General features: G+C 30.5%; 30 protein-coding genes and 1 pseudogene. 2 read left to right on the top strand and 29 right to left on the bottom strand.

Features of this window, described 5'->3' with window-relative positions:
- Positions 1–21: 21 nt before the first annotated feature.
- The 14 genes from RDK80_RS03795 to RDK80_RS03730 all read right to left on the bottom strand — a co-directional run bounded on the left by RDK80_RS03795 (position 22) and on the right by RDK80_RS03730 (position 9,443).
- Positions 22–1,161: a 1-propanol dehydrogenase PduQ gene (locus RDK80_RS03795; RefSeq protein ID WP_216562820.1), complete on the bottom strand. Its 1,140-nt coding sequence runs from the start codon at positions 1,159–1,161 to the stop codon at positions 22–24.
- Positions 1,162–1,326: 165 nt separating this feature from the next.
- Positions 1,327–1,905 carry a cob(I)yrinic acid a,c-diamide adenosyltransferase gene (locus RDK80_RS03790; protein ID WP_094899915.1) on the bottom strand — a complete coding sequence of 193 codons (579 nt, stop codon included), beginning with the start codon at positions 1,903–1,905 and terminating at the stop codon, positions 1,327–1,329.
- 2 nt (positions 1,906–1,907) lie between these two features.
- Positions 1,908–2,351 carry a EutP/PduV family microcompartment system protein gene (locus RDK80_RS03785; protein ID WP_216562821.1) on the bottom strand — a complete coding sequence of 148 codons (444 nt, stop codon included), beginning with the start codon at positions 2,349–2,351 and terminating at the stop codon, positions 1,908–1,910.
- 16 nt (positions 2,352–2,367) lie between these two features.
- Entirely contained in the window at positions 2,368–2,712 is a 345-nt protein-coding gene (locus RDK80_RS03780; RefSeq protein ID WP_308523521.1) for a BMC domain-containing protein, read from the bottom strand.
- Positions 2,713–3,297: 585 nt separating this feature from the next.
- Positions 3,298–4,422, bottom strand: a complete 1,125-nt coding sequence (locus RDK80_RS03775) for a radical SAM protein (protein ID WP_308523520.1) — start codon at positions 4,420–4,422, stop codon at positions 3,298–3,300.
- Between the two features lie 190 nt (positions 4,423–4,612).
- Complete coding sequence (locus RDK80_RS03770) at positions 4,613–4,897, bottom strand: hypothetical protein (protein ID WP_216562825.1); 285 nt, start codon at positions 4,895–4,897, stop codon at positions 4,613–4,615.
- A 164-nt stretch (positions 4,898–5,061) separates the two neighbouring features.
- Positions 5,062–5,319: a hypothetical protein gene (locus RDK80_RS03765; RefSeq protein WP_216562827.1), complete on the bottom strand. Its 258-nt coding sequence runs from the start codon at positions 5,317–5,319 to the stop codon at positions 5,062–5,064.
- 28 nt (positions 5,320–5,347) lie between these two features.
- Positions 5,348–6,022, bottom strand: coding sequence for a hypothetical protein (locus tag RDK80_RS03760; RefSeq protein WP_308523519.1), 675 nt, complete (start codon positions 6,020–6,022; stop codon positions 5,348–5,350).
- A 97-nt stretch (positions 6,023–6,119) separates the two neighbouring features.
- Positions 6,120–6,569: a hypothetical protein gene (locus tag RDK80_RS03755; protein WP_216562831.1), complete on the bottom strand. Its 450-nt coding sequence runs from the start codon at positions 6,567–6,569 to the stop codon at positions 6,120–6,122.
- Positions 6,570–6,659: 90 nt separating this feature from the next.
- Positions 6,660–7,346: a DUF4367 domain-containing protein gene (locus RDK80_RS03750; protein WP_308523518.1), complete on the bottom strand. Its 687-nt coding sequence runs from the start codon at positions 7,344–7,346 to the stop codon at positions 6,660–6,662.
- Positions 7,347–7,449: 103 nt separating this feature from the next.
- Positions 7,450–7,878, bottom strand: coding sequence for a sigma-70 family RNA polymerase sigma factor (locus RDK80_RS03745; protein ID WP_308523517.1), 429 nt, complete (start codon positions 7,876–7,878; stop codon positions 7,450–7,452).
- 308 nt (positions 7,879–8,186) lie between these two features.
- Positions 8,187–8,435 (bottom strand): hypothetical protein, encoded by a 249-nt coding sequence (locus RDK80_RS03740; protein ID WP_246565959.1) that lies wholly within the window; start codon positions 8,433–8,435, stop codon positions 8,187–8,189.
- Positions 8,436–8,621: 186 nt separating this feature from the next.
- Entirely contained in the window at positions 8,622–8,987 is a 366-nt protein-coding gene (locus RDK80_RS03735) for a Bro-N domain-containing protein (RefSeq protein ID WP_308523516.1), read from the bottom strand.
- A gap of 183 nt (positions 8,988–9,170) precedes the next feature.
- Positions 9,171–9,443: a hypothetical protein gene (locus RDK80_RS03730; protein WP_308523515.1), complete on the bottom strand. Its 273-nt coding sequence runs from the start codon at positions 9,441–9,443 to the stop codon at positions 9,171–9,173.
- A 244-nt stretch (positions 9,444–9,687) separates the two neighbouring features.
- On the opposite strand from RDK80_RS03730, the gene RDK80_RS03725 reads away from it, so the two are divergent.
- On the top strand, positions 9,688–10,128 hold the full coding sequence (locus RDK80_RS03725) for a GNAT family N-acetyltransferase (protein ID WP_308523514.1): 441 nt from the start codon (positions 9,688–9,690) through the stop codon (positions 10,126–10,128).
- Between the two features lie 311 nt (positions 10,129–10,439).
- On the opposite strand, the pseudogene RDK80_RS03720 reads toward RDK80_RS03725, so the two are convergent.
- From RDK80_RS03720 to RDK80_RS03690, 7 genes and pseudogenes are all read right to left on the bottom strand, one after another.
- Positions 10,440–10,958 (bottom strand): annotated as a pseudogene (locus RDK80_RS03720) (type IV secretory system conjugative DNA transfer family protein); the annotation flags it as partial.
- The gene (locus RDK80_RS03715; RefSeq protein WP_308523513.1) at positions 10,918–11,046 is read right to left on the bottom strand and encodes a hypothetical protein; all 129 of its coding nucleotides are present in this window, start codon (positions 11,044–11,046) and stop codon (positions 10,918–10,920) included. The gene RDK80_RS03715 and the pseudogene RDK80_RS03720, both read right to left, overlap by 41 nt.
- 45 nt (positions 11,047–11,091) lie before the next feature.
- Positions 11,092–11,643: an NUDIX domain-containing protein gene (locus RDK80_RS03710; RefSeq protein WP_374041663.1), complete on the bottom strand. Its 552-nt coding sequence runs from the start codon at positions 11,641–11,643 to the stop codon at positions 11,092–11,094.
- A gap of 307 nt (positions 11,644–11,950) precedes the next feature.
- Positions 11,951–12,727, bottom strand: a complete 777-nt coding sequence (locus RDK80_RS03705; protein WP_308523511.1) for an aldolase/citrate lyase family protein — start codon at positions 12,725–12,727, stop codon at positions 11,951–11,953.
- A gap of 99 nt (positions 12,728–12,826) precedes the next feature.
- Positions 12,827–13,207, bottom strand: a complete 381-nt coding sequence (locus RDK80_RS03700) for a cupin domain-containing protein (protein ID WP_216562966.1) — start codon at positions 13,205–13,207, stop codon at positions 12,827–12,829.
- A gap of 121 nt (positions 13,208–13,328) precedes the next feature.
- A complete protein-coding gene (locus tag RDK80_RS03695) occupies positions 13,329–14,204 on the bottom strand; it encodes a DUF6282 family protein (RefSeq protein ID WP_308523510.1) in 876 nt (291 codons plus the stop codon).
- Positions 14,205–14,230: 26 nt separating this feature from the next.
- On the bottom strand, positions 14,231–15,505 hold the full coding sequence (locus tag RDK80_RS03690; RefSeq protein WP_216562970.1) for an SLC13 family permease: 1,275 nt from the start codon (positions 15,503–15,505) through the stop codon (positions 14,231–14,233).
- 392 nt (positions 15,506–15,897) lie between these two features.
- Here RDK80_RS03690 and RDK80_RS03685 point away from each other — a divergent pair, with 392 nt between their 5' ends.
- Complete coding sequence (locus tag RDK80_RS03685) at positions 15,898–16,569, top strand: Crp/Fnr family transcriptional regulator (protein WP_308523509.1); 672 nt, start codon at positions 15,898–15,900, stop codon at positions 16,567–16,569.
- A gap of 209 nt (positions 16,570–16,778) precedes the next feature.
- Here the strand turns inward: RDK80_RS03685 and RDK80_RS03680 are convergent, their stop codons facing one another.
- The 8 genes from RDK80_RS03680 to RDK80_RS03645 form a co-directional block, all read right to left on the bottom strand.
- Positions 16,779–17,162 (bottom strand): transposase, encoded by a 384-nt coding sequence (locus tag RDK80_RS03680; protein WP_308523508.1) that lies wholly within the window; start codon positions 17,160–17,162, stop codon positions 16,779–16,781.
- A 470-nt stretch (positions 17,163–17,632) separates the two neighbouring features.
- Positions 17,633–18,685, bottom strand: a complete 1,053-nt coding sequence (locus RDK80_RS03675) for an acyltransferase family protein (protein ID WP_308523507.1) — start codon at positions 18,683–18,685, stop codon at positions 17,633–17,635.
- A 795-nt stretch (positions 18,686–19,480) separates the two neighbouring features.
- Positions 19,481–19,900: a hypothetical protein gene (locus tag RDK80_RS03670; RefSeq protein ID WP_308523506.1), complete on the bottom strand. Its 420-nt coding sequence runs from the start codon at positions 19,898–19,900 to the stop codon at positions 19,481–19,483.
- Between the two features lie 54 nt (positions 19,901–19,954).
- On the bottom strand, positions 19,955–20,125 hold the full coding sequence (locus RDK80_RS03665; RefSeq protein WP_216521735.1) for a hypothetical protein: 171 nt from the start codon (positions 20,123–20,125) through the stop codon (positions 19,955–19,957).
- A 496-nt stretch (positions 20,126–20,621) separates the two neighbouring features.
- Positions 20,622–21,470, bottom strand: a complete 849-nt coding sequence (locus RDK80_RS03660) for a hypothetical protein (protein ID WP_308523505.1) — start codon at positions 21,468–21,470, stop codon at positions 20,622–20,624.
- 118 nt (positions 21,471–21,588) lie between these two features.
- Positions 21,589–22,224: an HNH endonuclease gene (locus tag RDK80_RS03655; protein ID WP_308523504.1), complete on the bottom strand. Its 636-nt coding sequence runs from the start codon at positions 22,222–22,224 to the stop codon at positions 21,589–21,591.
- Entirely contained in the window at positions 22,214–22,813 is a 600-nt protein-coding gene (locus RDK80_RS03650; protein ID WP_308523503.1) for a hypothetical protein, read from the bottom strand. Before RDK80_RS03650 ends, RDK80_RS03655 begins: the two co-directional genes overlap by 11 nt.
- Positions 22,806–24,962, bottom strand: coding sequence for an ATP-binding protein (locus RDK80_RS03645; RefSeq protein ID WP_308523502.1), 2,157 nt, complete (start codon positions 24,960–24,962; stop codon positions 22,806–22,808). Before RDK80_RS03645 ends, RDK80_RS03650 begins: the two co-directional genes overlap by 8 nt.
- Between the last annotated feature and the right edge of the window lie 109 nt (positions 24,963–25,071).

The raw sequence follows: 25,071 nt of genomic DNA, 5'->3' as shown, positions 1-25,071 counted from the left end.
ATCACCTCATTTAATCAAAATTTATATAAATGATTTCCTTAGAATATTAATTACATCCTCTTTAGTTGGAGCAATAGGGTTTGTTGCTGTAGAACGATCTGCAAGAGCAGCTTCTGCTATTACATTTTTATCTGATTCAAATTGTTCCTTGCTAACTCCCCATTCGGAAAGATTCTTTGGAATGGAAAGTCTCTTTTCAAGTGCAAGGATTGCATTTACTAAACTTCGTACACCTATTTGTGCGCTTCCGGCATTTAATCCTAAGAATTTAGCGATTTCTGCATACCGATTTGCAGCGGTGGTAGTATTCTTAGTATAATTCCCTTCAGTAACTCCTGCATTATAGCGAATAATATTTGGTAATAAGATACCATTTATTCTTCCATGTGGAATATGCCAACGTGCTCCTGCTGCATGTGCTATACCATGGTTTAGCCCTAGTGAAGCTATGTTAAAGGCCATTCCAGCCATTGTTGAGGCCATATGCATTTTTTCACGTGCTTCTTTATCATTTCCATCTTTATAAGCTCTATCTAAATAAGTGAATACATATCGTATAGCTTTTTCACTTAAAGCATCAGAGATATCATTGGCACTAGTGGAAACATAAGCTTCTATAGCGTGAGTAAGAACATCAATACCTGTATCGGCAGTTTGCTTAGGTGGTAAACCTGCAACAAGACCAGAATCTAAAATAGCTTCATCTGGCAATATTTGATCCGTAATCAATGGATATTTTGTTCCCTTTTCATCATCAGTGATAATCGAGAAATTCGTAACCTCTGAACCCGTTCCACTTGTTGTAGGAATAGTAACAAATCGTATCCCACTAAATCTATCCGTCAATTTACCAAAATAAAGCATAGCTTTTGCTGCATCTATAGCAGAGCCACCACCTATTGCTAATAAAATTGTAGCTGGAAAACCCTTACTATATTCTAACCCAGCAACAATGTTATCAATTGGGGGATCTGGAATAACTTCAGAAAACACCATTATTTCTGTGCTGCTATCAATATAGTTTCTAATATGTGAAAGTAACTCTGATGAAGCAATAAAAGAATCTGTTACTATCAAAATCTTTTCATTCTTAAAATCTGATAATCTTTTCAGACTTTCTTCACCAATATATAATGTTGTTCCAAATCTTATTTTTTGCATAGCTACTACTCCTTTCTAACAAAAAAACCATAGGAAAATAAATCGATCCGATTATTTTCTTATAGCTTCGTCTCTAAAAATCAGCACGCCATTGTGCTTGTTTTTTAATAGAATATTATTAAGTCTTAATCTTGTCGACGCCTTTTAAAAATGTATTCCTAGTTATTATAAATCCTCTTTTTTCAAATCTATATGGAATACCTTCCCACTTCTTTCATAAAGCACATCTTTTATGCCTTCATTTACATTTGCAACACGTGCTAATGAAAAAAAGTAATCTGATAAGCGATTAACAAATATCAAAACTTCTTCATTCATATCATTAGTCCATTGGAACGTTACTATCTCTCTTTCTGCTCTTCTGGCAATTGTTCTGCAAATATGCAAAATACTTGCTGCTTGTGAACCACCTGGCAAAATAAAAGATTCCACTTCTTGAGGAATACCTGCATAAGCATCAATACGCTTTTCAATCCACTCTGTCAAATCAGATGTAACTCGATACGTTCCTTTTCCTGTTGGCGTTGCTAAATCATTGCCACAATCAAATAAATACTGTTGGATCTGTGTTAATTCGTTCTTCAAAGAATCATTGTTTTTTATAAGTGTGATAGCATATCCTACAAAACTATTTAATTCATCAATAGTTCCATATGCTTTTATACGTTCACTATCTTTTGCTAATTGAATACCACCGATTATCTTAGTATAACCTTTATCACCAGTTCTAGTATAAATTTGCAAATTTATTCCTCCTTCTTCTTAGAAAGATAGGCTATCAACTCTGCTACTCCTTCATCTTCAACAGCTGAGAGGCGAAAAATTTTCCCGACACCTGCTAACTCTAATCTTTTCTCAGCATTTATAATAGCTTCTTCATTTGGTGCTAGATCTATCTTTGTAATAATTCCTATACATGGTTTCGTAAAATTTTGTGCAAAATAGGGTGAAAATGTCTGGCCTGATTCCGTCACGCTACAAACGAATCCAATGATATCTGAACTAGCGGCCATCATTTGTAGAGCACTATAGAATCTTCTATGCAAGACAAACTCACCTGGTGTATCAATCATCTGAGAATAGAACTCAACCGATTGTGTTTTTTTATATTTAATGCTCTCTCCTTGAATCCTTTGGCAAAGGGTGGTTTTTCCACTTCCAACTGATCCAATTAACATAATTTTTTTCATTTTCTATACCTACCTATTATGTTCTTGTTATTTGGGGGACAGAAAACTGCATAAGTTCCCTTAAAGAAATAACAACCTGTTCCATAGCAGATTGTACAGCTGCTACATCCCCTAAGATAAATACAGACCCACTGAACCTATCAACAAAGCCTATTTTAATAGGTGCAGTCTTTTTAGCTATATCCACAGCGATGATTGCAACCTCTGGGGGGGTTATGGTTAAAATACCAATTGCATGATACTTTTCATCATTCAAGCCTAATTTTTCAAAGATTCGATCATCTGGATTTGCTATAATATGTGCTAATGTCACTTGTTTTCCCGGTACTGATTCAAATATCTTTCTTTCTAATATATTCATTAATTCCCTCTTTTCATAATAAGAGCACTACACAGATTATTTATACTATATTCTTTGCTTTATAATGCAAATATAAGTATTCCCTTTATAAACAAATTCTAGTCACTTAGAATTTGTTTTAGTTTTTTATAGGCTATCTGCTTGTGCAATTCAAGTCCGACATAACAGTGGATGTGGACACATAAAAAAAGAACAAGGTACTCTACGAATTGGAACGTAGAGTGCCTTGTTCTATATCTTTTTTTCTACATCTTACCTGTTTTTCACATCTAACCTGCTCCGTCACATTACTACCATCCCAACATACCTTGCGTGCACAAAAAAGATATCAGGCCACTATGGTATCCCCTTGGTGACAAGGTATATTTCTATAACAGCCAATTTTTCTATCGATTGGTGCCTGCTTTTGCTTTACAATTCAAGTAAATCGCAAGCAATAAAACCTTCAAAAATGTGTTGATTTTTTGAAGGTTTTATTTGATACAAATTCCATCTATTTCAGAAATTCTGACGAATATGCCCTATGGTATATCAACAAAATAATATTTAATCATTCTTCCAGAGAAGACTCCGTTTCAAAACACTCTAAATATCTATCATCTCTGGTTTATAGTCGTCAGGCAACTCTTCTTCACTTAAAAATTTAAAATTGTCATCATTTAATATTGGTATAAATACTTCGTATGGAATCCTAGAAAACTCACAAGCATAATTACTGGCACCAAACCACATACCCTCTTTGCTGCTCAAATTTAAACCTCTGGCAAATTTTGTATAGTTTGAGCAATCATGAACTACTAAATCCCAATTTTCTTCATCGGCTATTTTCATGAATTTCAGAGTTAATTCCCTACTCCAAGTCGGAGATATATAGCCATGTCTGGAAATATACATGTTTTCCCCATAATAATTGTCTATGTTATTCTCATTTAAATGTAGTTCTGCACAATTGATAAAATCGAGTTTTGTCTCAAAGATTGCTTCCTTTTTCTTAAAAAATTCTTCGAAAAACTCAGGAGTCATTGGAGTTTCGATACCTACATATTTAATATATTTTTTGGCTATTCCAATATTTTCAATAACTTTGTCTGAACACTTAGAAGCCCCCAGGTTGAAACGTATCTCGTTAAGACCGGCTTCACCCAATGCTTTCAATGTCTCTTCAGTGGCTAAAGTGCCATTTGTGTATAGATGTTGATAAATTTGAGCATCATTAAACTTCTTTATAACTGAATAGTATTTTTCAATTTCCATGAACGGCTCTAAATAAACGTAGGAAATTCCAGTGGGTTTCTGGTGGATGGAAAGAAGCAAATCAATATCCTTCTCATAAAATTTAGTGCCCCCAATTTCCCACATATCTTCTCCAATTGGAGGAATATCTTCTAATTGCCCATAATTATAACAGAACTTACACTCTATGTTACATTTGTTTGTTTTCCTAATTGCACTCAAACCAGTACCCAACAGACAAGAACGACATCCTTTTGGAAATTTGATTTCATTTCCCACAAAAAAAGTTCTATTCTCCAAAGTTTTCAAGCTTCTAATTTTCGACATTAACGTATCATTTCTATGATCAATCGTTGCCTCAATTTGCGCAAAGGTAGAGTAGATGATTTCTTCATGTTTTGTGCTAATCTCCTCTTCCTCAGCCAATTGTGAAAAAAAATCAAACCATATCAATGCATCATTTTTTGAAATTTTCATAACGTATCCTCCCCTAATTAATCCTCTTGAAGACTCAATCCAAATCTTCTTGCTATGCTTTTTAATGAAAGTCCCGTCTTCATGTGCATTATTCAGAGCAAAATGAGAATTTCCTTGTATTATACCATATTTTAGGTGAAAAATGATAGGATGATTTTTCAAGTACTATATCATTATCTTTATTGCCATCTTAGGGAATTAATGATGTGTGCATATTATCCACTGCTATCTGCTCTTCTTTTAAAACCAACAACACATTTTTAATATCATTAATATCCACTTCTGGATTACCTCGTAAATCAATGATTAGATTTGTAGAAGCTCTTGCTGTATATTTCATATATGAAACTATTATAGGTATATTGCCAATTGGTTCTATTGGCATTAAAACATGTTCTGCAGCGAAAGCTGGCATTGAGATTTGCAATAAAATTACAGTTGATAATCCAATTTTAACTAGTTTGCTCTTAGTCATAAAAAGACCCCCTTCATTTGTTCTTACTATATCAGCGAATGAAATGGGCCTTTTTATGATACTTAATTTGATTTTTTTTATTTTTTATTTATTATACTTTCAACCATCATTAATAATTCATTTTTATCATAATTTACTACATAGGTAACAACGATATTTTAGAGCTAATACACATACCAGTTCTGATAAAGTCTTTTATCTATTATATCTATAATACTAAATCCTTCAATTCTAATAGATTCCAATAACTCTTCATAAGAGTTATACAAGGCATAGATTTGTTCTCTTACATCTGTAAACGCATATTTATCGTCACTTCTACTTAAAGTATATTCCTTACCATTAAAAGTGAATTCAATTTCTAATCCCATTTTTATATCTTTCATAAAACTTTCTAATTTATAAGTTTCATCTTTAGACATACTTTTAACCTCCTGATACTATTTCAGATTAATATCCTGGACCTGGCTTGCCATTTTTCCAATCATGTCTATGAGGTACCTTTGGATGTAGTTTGGGATTACCATGATCTGTATAATGTATATCCATATCTGGTTTTCCATCTTTGCCAAAGTACCGTCTTTCTTTTAATTTACCTTTTTCATCATAATTATCATTTGAGGAATAAGGTTCTCCCTTGTCTTTCTGTTTGTGTGATTTAGTTCGACTATGATTTTTGGTTGGTTTGCCATCTTTTTTTGCCTTTTCATAATCTTTTGCTTCTGCCCTTGCTTCAAACCATTCTGCTACAGCATTGTAAATCCATGTACCCGCCTTAATTACTGCACCACCAACAATAATTACACCTGCTGCTGTTATTACTACTTCTCCTATTCCAGGAATCCACCATGTTCCTGCTACTAATGCTGCAGCACTTTGTGTATTTATCCCACCTGTTGGATTTTCTATCTCAATTGCAGTATCGAGTAATTGAATGAATTGTTCTTGTGTATAGTAAGAACCATTAATGTATATACCCTCATCAGTTACAATAACATCACTATGTTTAGCATCTCTCTGTATGATATTTAATTCAACACCATTAGCAAATGTAGTTGTACCTATGCCTAATATCATTGATAATGTAAGTATAAAGCTAATAATTTTAGTAGTCAACTTTTTCATAATATAATCTCTCCTTTTGTTTTGACTTTTTAATCTTCAAGTACCTACAACCAAAAGTCACACCCTCATATTAAACACCACCTCCCATACATAGTAGTTAATATTTCTGTTCACTACTTGTAATGGTCTTTGTTTCTTTATCTCCATTGTGTATAGCAGTTACTTTTGTAACAACTCTATATTTATATCCCTTGGATACCTTTGCAGTTTCATATATTCTTATACGATGAGAATTATCTGAATCAGAGAAGGAAGTAACCTTTGTCCATCTCCCATTTTTATATTGCTGTAATTCAGCACTTATGCTTACTTTATCTGTAATCCCCTTATAGCCATCAATTGATGCTGTTACTGTGGCATTACCTCGTGAATCAATGATTAGGTTTGTAGAAGCTCTTGCTGTATATTTCATATATGGGACTATTATAGGTATATTGCCAATTGGTTCTATTGGCGTTAAAACATGTTCTGCAGCGAAAGCTGGCATTGAAATTTGCAATAAAATTACAGTTGATAATCCAATTTTAATTAGTTTTCTCTTAGTCATAAAAAGACCCCCTTCATTTGTTCTTACTATATCAACGAATGAAAAGGGCCTTTTGTGATACTTAATTTAAAAACATTTTTATTTTTATGTTTATCTTTTATCTATTATACTCTTAACCATCTTTAATAACTCATTTTTATCATATTCTGAAATGATTGTATATGTATAATTATCATCATTCCAATAAAATTGATTAACATTTTTATTAGTAAAACAAATAATTTTCTGCTCTCCTATTAAAAGTTCTTCTACATCTATCCCCTCTGTATCAGTTATAATTGAATTTGCTGTAATTTTAGCTTGCTCAAACATTATTTCAATACCATTATCATTCTGCCAATAGATAAATTGTTCATAAGAGTTAATTTCATGCTCTATAATTTTAAAATTATCTGGGATATAGATTGGATTAATCGGTATCAATTTATCTTCATTTATATTGTCTTTATTTTTGAAAACTACTGATGTAAACTCTTCCCATATTTCTGTGATTACTTCAAAAAACTTAATTCTATATGCTTCTACACTCATTGTTGTAGCAAATACTATAGATATAAATATTAAAAATATAATTGCAACTTTCTTACTATAGTTTATAAATGATTTCATAAATGGATATCTTTTTTCTTGTTGTATAAGTTTATTCATCTTTTTTTGAAATCTCTTTGAAAATTTATGAAATAATTCTTCTTCCTTAGGCCAATTTTCAAGCATTATATTTTCTGCACTTTTAACATATTTATATAATAAATCATCATCAATTGTATATTTACTCATGAGCCTTCTCACTCCCTTCAGATAAGATTTCTTCCAACTTATTCCTGCCTCTTACTAATCTTTGCCTTACATTTTCTTCAGACAATCTCAAAATCTCGGAAATTTATTTATTGGTATATCCTTGGGAATATTTTAGTCTCAACACAGTAGAATAGTTTATAGGCAATTTTAAGATAGCTTCTTCTATTTCATTCAGTATAAATTTACTGTTATTCCTTACATCTTCTATATAAATTCCCACTTCATCGAAGGATATACTATTTTCACGTTTTCTTTTGCGATAGAAATCAATTGCTATATTCTCTACTATTACAACGATAAATCCTTTGGTTTTGTGACAATCAATTTTATCTATTTTAGATAAGTTATCGATAATTCTTAAAAATGCTTGATGAACAACATCCTCTGATAAATATTCATCTTTGAGTATCCTATTGGCAACATAAAACATTGTTTGTTTATATGTAATATAAAGTTGTTCAAATTTACTTTTATCCTCTTCTGATTCAATCATTGCTAAATAAATTAGCATAAGATTCACCTCTCATTTTTAGCCTTACTTTTTCCAATTTTCTTCTGCCATCACTAAAATTACCCTATACATCTATATTCCGTCCTAAAACAGGGGGCAAAAAACGGTGTTTTTCAGCTCATTTCTGACCGAAAATTGCTCCAAAACCACCATATGTTGTAGTCGAACTCTACTTTTTACCCTTATCACCACAATACATCATCAGAATTATACTATCCACATGCCTTGAGAATACAATAAAGATGTCGTAGGGAGATAGTATCCCCTTGGTGGAATTATATATTTCTGATTACTTGCATTATTTGCTTTTATTTTTTATTGTCTTCCCTATCAATAATAATATCTGCAATAACTCTAGTAAAATCAACAGCACTTTTTTCTGTGAGAACAGGTTTACCAGTAGTGTTTTTAATTTCCTTCCGAGCATTTCCTGCAATACTTCCACCTTTTATTGCCACTCCTCTATTTTCATCAAAGTTTTTAGGTTCAGTGGTCTTTGATAATTCTGTAGTAGTTGCTTCAGCTAGCATATTTAGTACAAGCTCCAATGTAGACATATTATCTCTTAAGTTCTCCCTTTTTAATCCTTTAAGCTTCTTATATTGTCCTGTACTTAATCCTGCCCATGCTTTTGTAATTTCATCAGTATGTATTGCATATTCAATTCCTTGTTTTACACCTCAATTATTCCATTCATCAGTTAATTCTTTACGTACTTGAATGGCTTGTAATCTTTGATTTATCTATTCTTTTTTAAGATATGTTTCCAGTGCTCTGTCAATGGTAAGTTCAGGATCAATAGTCTCATCAATTCTTTCACTACCCACCCTAGCAAGCCACATTTTAAAAGACTCTGCTTTCGGGGATGAAATTGATTGTATGATTCGCAAAAGTTCTTCTGTATCAGCAACATCCGTCATTCTTTTTTTACCATCTGCTGCTGTCATTTTCAACTGTACGATTTTATCGTACAGTTCATTTCCTTCATTTTTTAACTTAATTTTCAAATCGCTCCAATATCTTCTAGGCTCATTGCTATCTGTTAATATTGATATAACATCCACTATAGAAAAGTACCAAGTTTCATTTTCTAGGCGAGATTTATTCAAATCTACTTCTCGAAGTTTTAGCTCATAATTTTTGATTCCCCTATCAATTGTTGCGGATTGACCCATTAATATTGGACAAAAACTGACGAATACTTTCTTTTTCTTAGATTATCTATATTTTAATGTTTCTCGCTTCTTTTATTATACATAAATATTTATCCTCTAGCAATCTATGGAAAGATTCTATACGGGCATTTTTATTTGGGGTTTTAAATGGTATTCTACTATGTTTCTATCATATACATCTAGAAAAGAGGCTATATAAAAAAATCTATCTTCACCATGGATGTAACCATATTTAATATCTACTTCCCAAAGGGAATTAGAGTTTGTAATGTCTCTATTTTGAACTATTTTCCTTGGATACTTAGGTTTAACAATCCTTTGGAGTCTTAGCACATTTAATTCTTTACATAATCTATGTACCTTCTTTTTATTGAAGCCGCACCAAACCATGTATCATATCTCTCATAAGTATAATATACTCGCGTAGGATGACCCGCGCGGATATATGATACTTATGATAAATAAACCTGATCGGCTCCGCAAATAAAAAGACATAGCAATTCGCATCGGGCTTTGCTATACTGTTTGTGAGCTATATTGTACCATTCTTTTATACGAACACGAAGGAAATAGGCGTAGTTCGGTATTATTTATATTAAACAACCTTGGCTATGTTTAAGAAAGGAGGATTCTTTTGGTAGAATTAAGAACGATTAACGAAGATAATTATGAAGAGTGTTTGAATCTGAGTACATCTGTTGCCAATGCAGACTTTGTAGACCCTGTCGCGTGGTCTTTGGCCGAGGCGTGGGTGTTTTATGATGATTCGCGCCCCTTTGCAATTTATGCCGATGATGTGATGGTGGGCTATGTTTTAATGTATATTGGCGAAGAGAACCATCAAATCATAAATTTCATGATAGATAGCCGTTTTCAGAAAAGAGGCTATGGAGTGGCAGCAGCTAGGCTTTGTGTTGAATATTTGTGTAAAGAGTACAACGCAAGTAAAATTTCTTTACCAGTTGAGCCGGAAAATATAGCAGCACAAAGGTTATGGAGTAGCATAGGATTTGAAATGACAGACGATATGGAGGACGGTTATCTTTTTATGCGGTTATACATACCAAAATATTAAGTTTGCAGTTAGGTGTCGTTCCTAATAAGCATAACACAACTCCCCCCCAAACTGCCATACCCCTTCATTATCGCCACTATCCAGCCCCCTTCACAAGCAGCGAAGAAAAATGCGGAGTCGCACCAAACCATGTATCATATCTCTCATATGTATCATATACCCGCGCAGGATGACCTATATATTTTGCCACGAACATGACACATATGATACTTATGATAGATAAATTCGGTCGGCTCCACAAATCTTAATCCAGCGGAAATTTCTCGCCGGTATCGTCCCCATGCGGATTTGCCTCACGCGACAGCGCATCCATCCTCGTTTCCAGCATCAGCCGATAACCCTCCATCAGCCAATTCAATATACCGCTCTTGTTCTTCCTTTGGAGCTTTATAGAAAATATATCCTATTAGGGCTTTGTAATATAGTTTTTCTGCCTTTACCCAAAAGTCTTCTCCTGCTTTTTCACCTTCTCCCTTGGTATTGGCAATTATAGTATTTACTAGCTTCAATATGTCTTTTTCGGAGTTAATATACCCAAAAGGGTTATAATGCATAGACTTTTTAAAGTTAATAGTATTTAATACTTTGATTCTATATGGCTCGTATATTCTCTTTCCTTTTTTATCTCTTTAATAAATAATTTTCCCTTTCCCATCTCGTATTTCCCTTCCATTCATCATTAATCTTTCAGTTTTCGTTAAGATAATGTTTTCTTCATAAATTGTATCTATATATGGTTTAATATCTTTTGAATTTCCCCATCTAGCTGAACCATAATCTTCTCCCTTTCTATATTTTTTTGCATTCTTTCCTTTGAAATAAACTACTATGAAGAATCAAACCTTCATTAGGTTTTTGAAGTTTATAGACATTATTTAAGTCCTTTATAGCTAATGTAGTATCTATATTTTTAGACATAGAGCATCCGACCATCTTCCTATAGCTGAATAAGATTAAATCAAATTAAATCTTTTCTTTAATCTTTTCGATTAACGTCTTATAAAATTTAATCTGGTAAGGTACAAACTTATTCTTTCCTACATTCTCATCAATTAAAACCTTTTCTCCATCTTTCTTTATTAGAAATCCTTTTATCTTAATTGTCTCTCTTTCATCCAGCCAAAGTTCAGCAAAATGTTTAAATTTTGTTTTGACAATTCCCGAAACTTCTTCTTCCTGAAGCGTAAAGTTATCAAAGGACTTTTCACTTTTATACAAAAATATGTTTGCTATTTCCTTATCTATAAGATCTTCGCTTACTATACAGTGGGCTATTATTCCCAAGGGTATTAATTCCTGAAAGGATATATCAATTCCAATCTCTTCCGTAATCTCTCTTACACCATCTTGAACTGTTTCATTCGCCAGTAAATGCCCAGCAACAGTAGTATCCAAAAGATTAGGATAATCCTTTTTTATATTACTACGGAGTTGCAAATAGAGATAATCCGTTTCATTTTCTTTACTAATAAACCAACAGTTAAATGTCTCGTGCCAATATCCAAATCTATGTATATCTTTACGGGTAGCAACACCTATTTGATTTCATACTCATCAAAAATTTTTGATTGTTCATTTTCCATACTTCCTTCCCCCTAATGTAATTTCACTTTAATCGTCTAACATTATACCTCATCATTTTTTATGATGTCAATCAACCTATCAAAATCTTATTGAAAAAGCTTATCCTAAATAATACTGAGGTAACTTATATACATTCAATAAAAGACACCTAACCATATTGTCAGATGTCCTTTATTAAAATTATTTAAACCTATTATCTATCTTCTACAAAATTATATTCATACTGCTTAAAATACGTTTATTCAGAAATACTTTTTCTAACATTATCAATTAGATTTTTACTTTGCGCTCTAAAAAACCCAAGATCATTCATAATAGTTACAAATTTAAATCCTTGTTTAATTCTCATTGTTGCTTCTTCTTGTGAACCTGTAACGATACCAGGGACAATATTGTGTTTTTCGCAACTTTTCAATACTCTATCTATAGCTTCTGTAAATTCAGGATTTTTCATATCTCCAAAACATCCCATATCCTGGGATAAGTCAGCTGTTCCTATAAATATACAGTCGAGACCCGGTGTTGCACATATTTCATCAATATTTTCAACACCTTTTCTTGTTTCACATTGCATTATAACATAAGTATTCTCATTACATTCTCCCTTGTTATAATCTTGGTACCATCCCCAACGAGGACCACGACCTACCCCTATGCCTCTTTTTCCAAGGGGTGCAATCTTAACATTATCTATAATATATTTTGCATGTTCTGGAGTTTCAACCATGGGAATCATTAAACCATGTACACCTACATCTAACATCCGTGCCATCATTGGTCCATCGGCTGGATCATAAACACGAACTAAAGGTGCCATTTCGTATAGTTCAGATGCTCTAATCATATCCACCATAGTTTCCATATTTGTTTGTGCGTGTTCCATATCAATTAAAATGAAATCAAAATTATTAATTCCTAGGATTTCTGCATTGGTAGGTGAACCAGATGCAACAAAGGCTCCTAGAACATATCCTTTATCTTCTAGTTTTTCCTTAACTAAGTTACGCATTTTCATAAAATAGCTCCTATCTCTTTATATAGTATATTATCTAAAGTCTGCTTATTATTAATATTGCTGAGCTAATTATAAAACCAGCTCAGCAACATTGAATTATTATTTATTTTCTTCTAAATATTTGCTATAAGATTCAATGTACTCTGGTCTTATTGGATAGAAAATATCCATTTGCATACATGGAACGGGGCTATCATACACATGAATGTAGTGTTCTACTCCCTTTGGAACAGTTACCCATGAACCAGGTGTTAATCTATATGCTACTCCATCAACATAGTAGTCACATTCTCCTTCTAAAAGTAATGCAACTTGTTCATTGTCTGGATGTGAATGTGGATTTACTTCATTTCCATTTTCAACTCTGTTAAGTGTGCAGTTAATATTGTCTGCACCCATACCAAAAACTACTCTTGTTATTCCTTCTCTTACCTCTTGCCAAGGTAAATTGTTCCAATTTCCTGATTCTACTCTTGCCATTTTCATTACCTCCATTAATTAAATGTATTTTATATTAAAAATAATGAATCTACATATCTAAAGCTTGTCGCCTGTACTACTAACTAATATCTATTTAAAAATAAAAGTCTCTATATTAATATTAAAGATTAAATAGTTTAACTGGATTAACCTTTGTCATTGTATTAATTTCTTCTTCTGTAACACCAAATTCTCTTTCTAATAGATTAATATAATTAAACATACCTTCTACTGGAGAACCATTGTTAACTTGTCCTAAATCTGTATCCATAATAATACGGTCAACGCCTACAGTATCCATAATTTTTTTAAAAACAGCATCCTCAACATTTCCAATCTTTGAACCACCAACAAAAACACATACGTTTAATTCAATATAAGCACCTAAATCTGTCCATCTCTTCATATCCTCATAGGATGCACCAACATTATAATGTGGATGATTTACTAAGATTCTCTTAACTCCTAATTCCATTGCTTTTTTAACTAAGTGGTCAACTTCCCAAAGTGTACCATGACCTGTTCCTAAAACCATATCATGTTCTGCCATATATTTTAAACATTCAATAGCAGCTGGATCCATATTTCCATTTTCATCAACGTAAGAAACTGGTTCTTCATCAATCTTTGATTTTCCACCACCTACAAATCCCTTACTTTGGTGGTCATCTATGTGTTTCTTTGTTGAAACCGTTGGGAAGTATACTATTTTTGCATCCATTTGTCTTGCAGTATCTAATGCCTTTAGGTTGAAAAGTCCTATGGAGTTATTTAAGCACATACTTCCATATACCTTACATGTTCCATTTCCTAAATGCTTTTCTACCATTTTAGTTCCAAGCATACTTGGAAAGTAATGATCCTTTACTAAAAATCCTGCATATCCTGCTGCTTCAGCTTCTTTTAGCATATCTGCTGCATCTAGCTCTCTATTAGCTATAGATGGTCCGCAGTGAACGTGCATATCAATGATTCCTTCTAAAATTTTTCTATCCATAATAAATTCCTCCTTTGATTCTAGTACTATTCGTTTATTAGAATTCTATATATACCTGTATTCGCTAATATTGCAGCGATAATTGAAATAGTAATAGCAGATAAAAGTAATGTTTTAAAGACTTTGTTTTTCTCTGAAACATCAGGCTTAAAAAGTTGGTCGTAAGCTGCTAAAATCATAGCTCCACCCATGGATAAAGGACTTATAGTAGCAGTATATCCACCATTTATAATTGCACTAATTAATTCTAATGGATGGAATACATTTCCGATACTTGCATTTACCTGAGCAACTGTAGGAATTAGTGTAGGTATAGGTCCCGCAATAGCTAAAGAGAAAAATGACATTACTGAAGACGTAAATCCTAAAATAGGTGCCGCAGTCCATCTTGTAGCGATCGATGCAAATAAGTCTGCCATTAATGTTAAGCCACCTAAAATATCAACTACATTCAGTAAACATCCGATACCAACACATAGGAATATCGCCTCCCAAGGTGTACCTGCAAAGGCTGCTTTTTCATCGGCACAGTTTGCTATAAGTAATGCTAAACTAAATACGAAGGCAGTAAGTCCTGCATGGGTTTTTAATAACATGATGCTTAATATCATACAAACAAGAACTACTAAGGTAATTTTTTGCTTAGTATTAAATGGCTTTATATCTTCAAAAACATTGTTAGTTGAAGTATTATTAAGTCCATTATCCTTGATTTTCCACCCTTTATATAATACATAAATCACTATAGATACAATGGTATGCATAATCATTCCATTAAATAATATAGGGAATGTATAATCTGGATATCCAGCATTTGAAACAATAATATTGGCAGTATTACCAAATACACCTACAGGTGTCATCATACCTGCATTTGCTCCAACGATTGCAAGGATACCAATCATAACAGGGTTATATCCCATATAAGATCCAATACTCATTGTGATTAAAGGCATAACTGTATAAACCGTCAGTCCACCTGGGTCAACTATGGTTATACACAAACACACTAAGAATACCATAAGAGGATAAAACTTTGCTAAAGATGAAATCTTTTGAAACATCTTTTTAGAAAATAATTCTAATGAACCATTACTTTGGGCAATTGAGAAAAAGAAAAACATTCCTGTTAAATTTAAAAATAGTCCTGTTGGAAAACCAGCAACAATTGCACTACCTGTAACTCCTCCAAAAAATCCTAATACCATGGCTGCTGCTAGAGAGATAATACCTATATTCTTTCCAAAAGCAACACCTAATGCTATAGCTCCCACTAATACTAATAACGAGATACCTGCCATTAAGAAAATCACTCCTTATAATTTGTTCCTCAGTTTAAACTCCTCTAAAATTAAAACTAAGTCCTTAATTTTTGCTTGCACCTGGTGCTAAAAGTTTCTTAAGCCTAAAAGAAATATCATAATTTTTCTCCTCAGCCTTACTGAGACTCTTATTTGTTGGATATAATAAAGTAACTTTATAGCTAAATTATATTGAATATTAAAAATGCTATCTATATCAAATGATACACAGTGTATAAAAATCTTATTTGACGAAAAAATCTTCTGATGATATTATAGGTCTCATAAATATAAGTATTGAAATCACCTAATTATTGGTATGTTTCATAAATATACATTGCTTTAAAACTTGCATTATTCCAATTATATAATCTAATCGGGAGGTTCCAAAGATGAGATTTCCACAATATTATTTTGAAAATCATTTCAGTAAATTTGAATCACTATTACGCAGCTTGGGCGAAAAATATAATTTAAAAAAAGGATATGAGATCACATCAATTAATCCAAACTTATATCTTTATTTTACGCTTAATGGTATTTTTAAGCTATCACTTACTCATGAGGAAGGGGCTATAAAAACCATTTGTTTTCATGGTAAGAATTCTATTCTTCCATATTCCTTATGTAGACCCACTGATAATGAGTATAAAATCGAATCTGATGCTTTGGTTCTAACTGCCATAACAGATGTACTAGCTATTAGAATAATTCCGAGAGTATTCCATAAAGCAATGTTAGAAAATCCTGATTTTCATATGGCTATGACTGACTACTGCATTCGTCACTCTAATCTTTTTATGTTTGAATCAATTAATCTATCCTACAATACGGCCTTTATTAAAACCTGTAATTTTCTTTATATTTATACTAGCTATTTGCAGGGAAAAGGAATCAGACTTACTCAATCTGAAATAGGTGAAATTATCGGAGAAACACGATTAGAAGTAGCTCGTGTATTGAAAAAATTACGCACTATGGGTATTGTAAGTACATCTAGGAATGGTATTGAAGTTTTAGATATGGATAATTTAATTAATCTATGTTCTTACGGATGCAATTGATCTGCCTAGAAACTGGAAATAATGGTTTTATAATATTTGATGTTGATGATAAAAAAATCAGCACCTTTTTTGCATGAAAACCTGCTAATAAAAATCAAGTATTTTTTAGCAGGTTTTCAAATTTTTTATCTATTTAATTTTTGAACATACAAAATAGACTAAACCGATCTCTCTGTTTAACCCGTTTCATACTTATATCTGTTAAAGATTTAAACAGTATAGACTTCTTTTATTCTTGCATAGTAAATTCGTAAAAGTTTATTAAGGGCTGCTATTTTTGCCACCTTTAATGGCTTGCCTTCCGCTTCTTCTTTCATCATAAATTGATACACCAAATCTTCACTTGCTTTGTTACTCTTGATGCATTTCATAACTTCATAGCCTATTTTTCTAAGAATAGCTGGTCCTCGTTTTGATATTTTTCTTTGTGTTCCTTTAAAGTTTCCTGATTCATACAGTGGAGCATCAATTCCTGCATAAGCTACTAATGATTTCCCGTTTTTAAATCGTCTTACATCTCCAATTTCTGCTAAAATAATATTTAGAGTTCTATCTATTTCTCTGAGAACTCGCACAGATTCTAGTACTAACATTTTTGATCGATGCAGTGATTGTATCTTCTTTAATACTTCTATGTTGTAACTTGCTAAATTCTATATATTTAGTCATTCAAAAATGCACCATAGTGGCTACTAAGGTACATACAATATAATATTTTTCCTATATCTATTTTTATCTTTTCTTAAATTATTTATTTTCTTGGTGTAGAAACTATGTGATATTTGCAGTTCCATTTTATATTTATTAAAATTTTACTAATGTATACCATAGATATTAGCTCCTTCGATACTATTTTAAAGTTTCCAGACCGTAAACTTATTATATCAAAGGAGGATTTTTTGTTAGATCACTAAAGCTTTTTTGAACCATCTGCATAGCAAGTGGTTTTATTTTGACAAAAAATATTGAAGGGAATTTATTCCTTCAACATTAATTATAGAACTTTGATTTTTATTCTTTTCTTTTAAATTAAATTCATTGAATATAGATATTTCCTATGCTTCTAAGTAGCTATCTGAGATGTCTTCAATAAAATTTTATTATAAAATTTTCTAGTTGCCATGTCAAAAACATGAGAAATTACTATAGTAACCAATAAACATAATACTAAATATAGATAAGTATTATTAGAGATTATATTGCTTTTTTTAAATATCATCATAGGAATTCTTTGCAGGATATATATACTAAATACATGCTTACCAGTCCAATTTAATATAAAATTATTAAACGAAACTTTCATAGTAACTAAAATAATTAAACAAACAAATAGTAATGACTTTATTTGATAAATTATTACTTTATTATTAAATAAATATGTAAATCCAAATAAAGTTAATGATATTGTTAACGATAGTAAATAACTAGTATTATTTGCTAATACTATATTTTCTATCTTCTCTCTATAAAGAGAAAACCACATCCCTGCTGCATAGCAGAAAATTGTATTATATGAGTAAGATGGCTTAAAATTACTCACAGCCAAAACATAAATACCAGAAAGAACAGTAACACAACTTATCGCCATAAAATATTTATTCTTAAATATTTTAAAAGAAATAAATGTAAATAAATAAGTTATTAATATTACAAGTATATACCAATTACTGTTGCCGACAGATGTCCAACCTATAAATGACAAAACAATAGTTTTAATATCATATTTATATCCAAGTATAAAACGTACAATTAAAAATAATAATATAGCTATATCAAAATCAAATAATACTCTTAAAATACGTTTCTTAGGAATCTCATTGACATATTTCATTTTTTTCTTTTTTATAGACTCTAATATTCCATAACCAGAATAAAAAAGAAACATAGTTACTACTAGTTGTCCTAAAAAACTACGTATTGTTAAATATGGCATATCAAAAGGACTATTCAATTCTACATACTGAACAAAATGACTTAAAAATACAAGTAAAACAAATATTCCTTTTATTGATGTAGTATTTTCAACTGACATATAATCTAAATGATAATTACCTTTTGTTGAATATTTCATTTTATAAGCACAAATACCTAGTATAATAAATAATAAAAATATCATAAAAAAATCCTCTCATATTATTGGAACATAAGAATAAGTATTTTATCTCGTTTTCCTTTTTGCTAAATTAATTTCTTATAATTGTTTTCTATATGTAAAAATTATTTTTAATAGTTATATCACTTCTGAAGTATATAGTAATCATAGAACATTTATTACATATATTTTAAAATTTAAAAACCAAAAACTTTTTTATTTTCTTGCATATTTCTAATTCCAGTTACAACTTTAAATTTTAATTATATAACCAATCTAAAATTAATATGCTTGTTTAGTGTGAATCAGTGTAATTATAGTACCAACTAAAAAACTAGAGAACATACTATATGAATAATAAGGCATAATGATGCCTATGTCAAGGCAGTTTTAAAAAATAGCACCAACATCTATAAAAATTAAACATATACTTTCTTCTTGAAATTATTCTCATCTTCTGCGAATACAAAATGGTCATAAAACTGCTTAAATCTTAGGATTTCTATATAGTTTTCTTTTTTATAAATGCAATACTCTCAGTAGTCGCTTTCTTGCAATCAGCCTTCGCTATGCTTGACTTCTGCCGTAGAATGTTCCCAATCGAATTTCGTTACACTTATTCTCTTGGACATTCATGACATGAGACGTACATCTACTTACTTTGTAAGTAGTGTTACGGCTTCAATGTGCCTTGTTGCTGTGATTCTGATGACCATAGGGGCTGGTAGCCCCTTGGCGGAAGGGTATATTTTCAATAATTATACCTTTCAAACCTTACTTTTATAAAACAACTTTATAGATTACATAATAAAAGACGATTTAATCCTTCTTATTAAGATTCATTTTAACTTGATTTTCTTGTTCCATTAGGTATTGCGTGAATAAATCAAAACTCCCAACAAACTTATTTACACTTTCTATATGATAAAAAGTGCTTGTTTTATCATATTCGTAGATTTCATTTGTTGGAGAATATATATATATTCGTTTTCTAAACCCAAGGGCTATTCCTAACTCAATATGACTTCCTTTACCTGCTGGCAATAGAATAACAAAGAAATCCGAATTCATCACTGCTTCTTTTTCTTTTACACCGATAGTAGCTAATTTTTCAAGGGAACTAGCTTTTTCGTTTTGGGTCCAATCATATGTGTGGATATAACCTTTTAACTTTAGCTCATTAGAAATCTCTCGTACCTGTTCAATATTCTTGAAACTCGATGCTATATAAAAATTCACAGAATACCCTCCCTCTATTAAAAATAATCTACTTCCCATTATTATAACATAAAATTATTTTTCATTTTCTTTACCTAACAACTTGATTTCCATATTTTCTAAAGCTTTTATATAATCTTTCTCTACTTTAGAAACATCATCTAAATGCAAATTCTTATATTTCTTGTATTCTTCCTTTGCGTTAAGCTCAGCTGTCTTAGTACTGATCTTCCTTTTTCTACTCATAGATATATTTTTCCAAACGTAAAAATAAACTTTAGGTCGAGTAGATAAGATCGATGTAATCCTGTAAACCCAATAAAATCAATATCTACATCCTTGACATCAATAACACGCACTCAACGTGCCTTGAGATGACAATAAAGATGTCGTAAGTTGATATTATCCCCTTGGTGGCAGGGTAGATTTTCAAATGATGCAACAGTATCATTTGAAAATCAATATAAATTTAATAATACTTATAGATTTTTAATATCATTTAACAACAGTATAATATTTACAATTGTTTTCAAATTGTAACCAGCAAAGCCTTCAAAAATTTTATTTGAAGGCTTTGCTTACTACAATTCCAAATCGGATAAATTCGTTTAATATTATATATACTCTTTTAAAATAACTTAACTTTAAAATTATATATTTAGATTCTTATTTACCGTAAAGAAAAGAAATATAATAGAAATAAACACTTTGGTTTTATTAACTTAGATATATATTTTGAGAACTAAGATATAAGCATAAAGCTATTGATAATACTATTTATTTCATCATCACTAGCATATTTAGCTGATGCTACTAATCGAACTTCATAGTAAAATCTTTTAGATTCAATAAAATATCTATAACAATTGTATTTCTTTTTCTTAATGAACAAAAAACAATTGACCCTTACACAACAACTATCCGTTTTAATCATTTGCTTATTTTCCATAGTTATACTCTTGTCTAGCAATAAGCTTTCTTCCTGAAATTCATAAAATTCTAAAAGATTTGTGCTATCATGAAAATTATTTTTCTCTTCAATAAAAATAAAACAACACATATCAGATATCTGATTTTCATAAACAATTAGACTATTGTTATCTGTTAACTCTTTATTAAAGTTCCAATTATTGGGTATGTCAATTATAAATCCAAATTTTTTATTCCTTATTGTATTATATTTACTACCAAGAATCATCCTAATACTAATAGATAAGCCTAATAGTATTACTGATAATCCTCCAACAAATATCGCTCCTTTATAGAATATCATTTTATTTGTTAATTCATATATATCAGTATATAGTGATAATAAGCTAAATCCTAAAAAATTTAAAATTAACATAAACATTATTTTCTTTGATATTTCCCATAACTGCCTTGCAAATGGATGTGCTTGTTGCGAAAGCTTGTTAAAGAAGTTCATACTATTTGAAAATTCTTTTTCTATAATCCATTCAATTATTAAATCTATCACAGCAAGTAATATTATAGGAATCAAAAAAATGAACTCTACATCTACTTTAGAAATTAACATAAATAAACTCATTACCGTTGCATAAAACAATAAAATCAGTTGAATAAACTTCATAAATACCCCCATTGGTATATTTTTCAAAATATAATTGATAGTCTTTAATTTATTTCAACTCTACTCTTAATATAACTAACTATTAGAAGAATAACATTTTATAGTATAGCATGTCCATTTATTCCTTGAAGCTTGTTAGGTTTCTTTTTTGTTGTAGTTTTCTTAGTATAACATTGATTTTTTCAGCATGTGGTTTTCCATCATGCTTTTCGCACAAGCCTCTCAAATTTATCAATAAAAAATCTAATCTCCTAGACTGATATCCTAATTTTAACTGCTCATAAAATGATTTTACAAACATATCATTATTATATTCTTCAGAAATTTGGATAGAGAACAATTCGTCTCTATAAAATACATCTTTAATTTTATCCAAATCTGGACTTAAAATATCTATGTATTCATCCTTAATTAAAAAATTACTTTTAGATCTATTACAATCATAACATGCTAAAACTAAATTTTCTATTTTACCTGCAATTTCTTTTGATTCAAATGATGATTCACATATATAATGATCTATCTCAAATAAGTTAGAGCTTATGTTGGCAATAGAGTTTCCACAATAACTGCACTTATAATTATATATTTCCATAAACTTATTGTTATAGCTACCATTTTTATCTTTTACTTGGTTATATATTATTTTGGCACGCGGGTGCTCATGACATATCTTTTCATTCAATATTTTCTTCTTTACCTCTAGGTCCTCCAGTGGAGAACAATATATTGTATTTCTATAATCATTCTTCATCTATATCCCTCTGTAGCTCCTTAAATGCTAATATAATGTTATCAATATCTCTAGTAGTTAACTCATCATACTGTGAGGCACCATCTAATGAATTCATAATTTTTTCAATTAAAACTTTATCAATACCTTCATTCTCTCTTAGTTTATTAGCTATATTTCGATAAATATTGATATTGGTAATTGCATTATCCAAAGAGCTTTTTAAATTTATAGCATAGTATTCTTGAGGAGTTAAATGTGTTCCTCCTCGATATTTTGAAATAATTCCATAATCAACTTCTATATCATTCTGAGTTATAACAATAACTTCAATAAAAGGAAATACCTTTTTTAGTATCATTTTAAATTCTTCACCAGAAAATTTTCCAGTAGTAACTCTGTCATTTTCAAATAACTTTGAGTCAATCAAAATAATATTAGCCTCTTTAATTAATTTATCATTAATAAGGCTATCATAGCCATCAGAACTATTAAAAGTAATCTCATTATATTCTTTTTTAAAATCTACATGTTGATAATCTCTCATAAGATATCGCGAGATATTAGTATCTAAGTCATCATCTACATAAACTATTTTTATACTATCCATTCATTTTGCCTCCCAAAGTAAATTGAATGCTAAATCCATCATCACCTTCTATTTTAGTTATTTCTCCACCAGCCATAACTACAGTATTGTTTACAATCCACATTCCAAGCCCATGACCACGTTTCCGAGATGTTTCATGCACTTCAAGTATTTTCATAGGATTGTCTAGATATTTTTTGCTTAATCCTTTTCCATCATCCTTGTATAAAAATTCTAAAGTTCCATCTTTTATAGATGATTGGATAAAAAGGTTTAAGTGACTTTTATCATCATTCTGTTGAATACTATTTAAAATCAAATTATCAAAAATTACTCTTAAAATATCTTCTGATAAAACATGGTAAATTAAAGGCGAAAGCTCTAGTTGCATATTTATCCACGAATAATCTCGTTCCCATATATTTTTAATTTCTTCTAGTAATTCTAATATATTATGTTCTTCTGCAAAAAATTGACTTTTCTCTACCTCCGTAAGCATTGTATCCATAAATGAAATCATTTTAGAATTTACTCGTCTATTCTTATCAAGTAGCTCTGGTATATTAGAAAATGCATATTTGGTTCGTTCACTTTCATTGACAAAATCCCAAATTCCATATTGTTTCATTGCTTCTATAATGTCATCACAATTTTGAGCAATACTATTTCTATCATTATGCATTTCATGAGCAATAGAAGTTGCCTTTAGTCCAGAAGTTGCTAAAACATTTAAAATTCTAACATCATATTTATAACGTTCTTCAGTATTAGATATTTCCTTTTTAAAATCTACATTTTCCTTTTTATACTCCTTAATTTCTGAAATCAATTTATTAACTTCATCTTTTGATAGGTCTTTAATTATTGTTGGTTTCATAATTAGTTTGTCAACTAGTTTTTTATCATCTTCTTTATTAGTAGTATTTTTTTTATTAATTTTACGAATTATTGATTGACGATATCTTTCAAACTCACTTAGACCAATATCTAATATTTTCACAAATATATCATAATATATATTTTCGTCTAGCCCTTGTCGATTCGATAAATCAGATAATAAGTAATTATTTCTTTTGTCAATTTCCACTTTACCAGCTAATTGATTTTCCCTAACTCTCCAAGAACCAGTTGGATGACTTGCTGCTGCTGGGGATAATCTAGAACGCCTACCTAACCCAAGCCAGTCTTTTGTTCCATCATAAGAAGATATACTAAATGAGTTTCTATAAAGAACGATCCCGTTATCGTATCTATCTAATAGAAATTTATATTTATATAGAAACTTTTCAATATCCTTTGTTGCCGGCTCTTTAAGACTAAAGTAGAATTCAGCAGAAAAATCGCCTAATCTTTCTAATGCTGTATCTAACTCCTCTCTTGATATAGAAAGATCATGATCTCCTTCCAGCTCTTCCAAAATATCTATGGTATTATTATAGTTATAAATATTTATATCCCCAGAGTATTTCTCAGCATCTTTTTTAAACTCATCTGACAAAACATTGCATATTAAGTTTCTGTTATTAGCTGAAAATCTAAGATTTATTTTATTTGTACAATTATATCCCAATTTAGGCTCAGCAAAATATCTTTCTACAAGGATTTTTTCTTTCTCAAAATATAATGATATCTTCATTAAGTTATCATTATATGTTCTAGATAGATATCCTGCCAATCTGTCAATACTAGTTTTATTCCATTTATCTCTCAAATCTTGAATCACAATTTTCGTTCCACAAGTAGTAAATGAATCGTTCTCTTGAAGTGTACTTCTATTCCAATCTGTAATCCAAAGGACTGATTTATTCTTTAAATCTTCTTTCTGTGAATATAGTTGAATATTTGAACCTAACCGTGATAAAGCGAATCTTCCAATACCTTTTGACCCGGCTAAAACTCTTCTTTTATTATTTTTATCTAATATATCATAGTCTTTATTACTTTTACCAATATGCATCCAATGACGTTTTATATCAGCAGCATTCATGCCATTTCCATTGTCTTCAATAATAAGTTCGTCCCTATTAAATATTATATTTAACTCTGTTGCCTGTGCATCAAAAGCATTCTTTACTAACTCAAGAACAGCTGATTCTTTATTTGTAAAATTCTGGACACCAAGTAATTCTGCAATTGTACTATCCTCAATTATATATTTAAGTTCTTCCATATAGTTATCTCCTAAATTTGATTTTTAATATTAAACTAATCTTTTTAGAGAAGTATTATTACTAAGCTAAAAATTTGTACTAATCATAAATATAAATTAAAAAGAAATA

Origin of the sequence: uncultured Tissierella sp. (genome assembly GCF_902479755.1) — a bacterium.
Taxonomy (GTDB): domain Bacteria; phylum Bacillota; class Clostridia; order Tissierellales; family Tissierellaceae; genus Tissierella; species Tissierella carlieri.
Note: the sequence above shows the minus strand (reverse complement) of the source record. Positions and strands in the feature narration are given on the sequence as shown.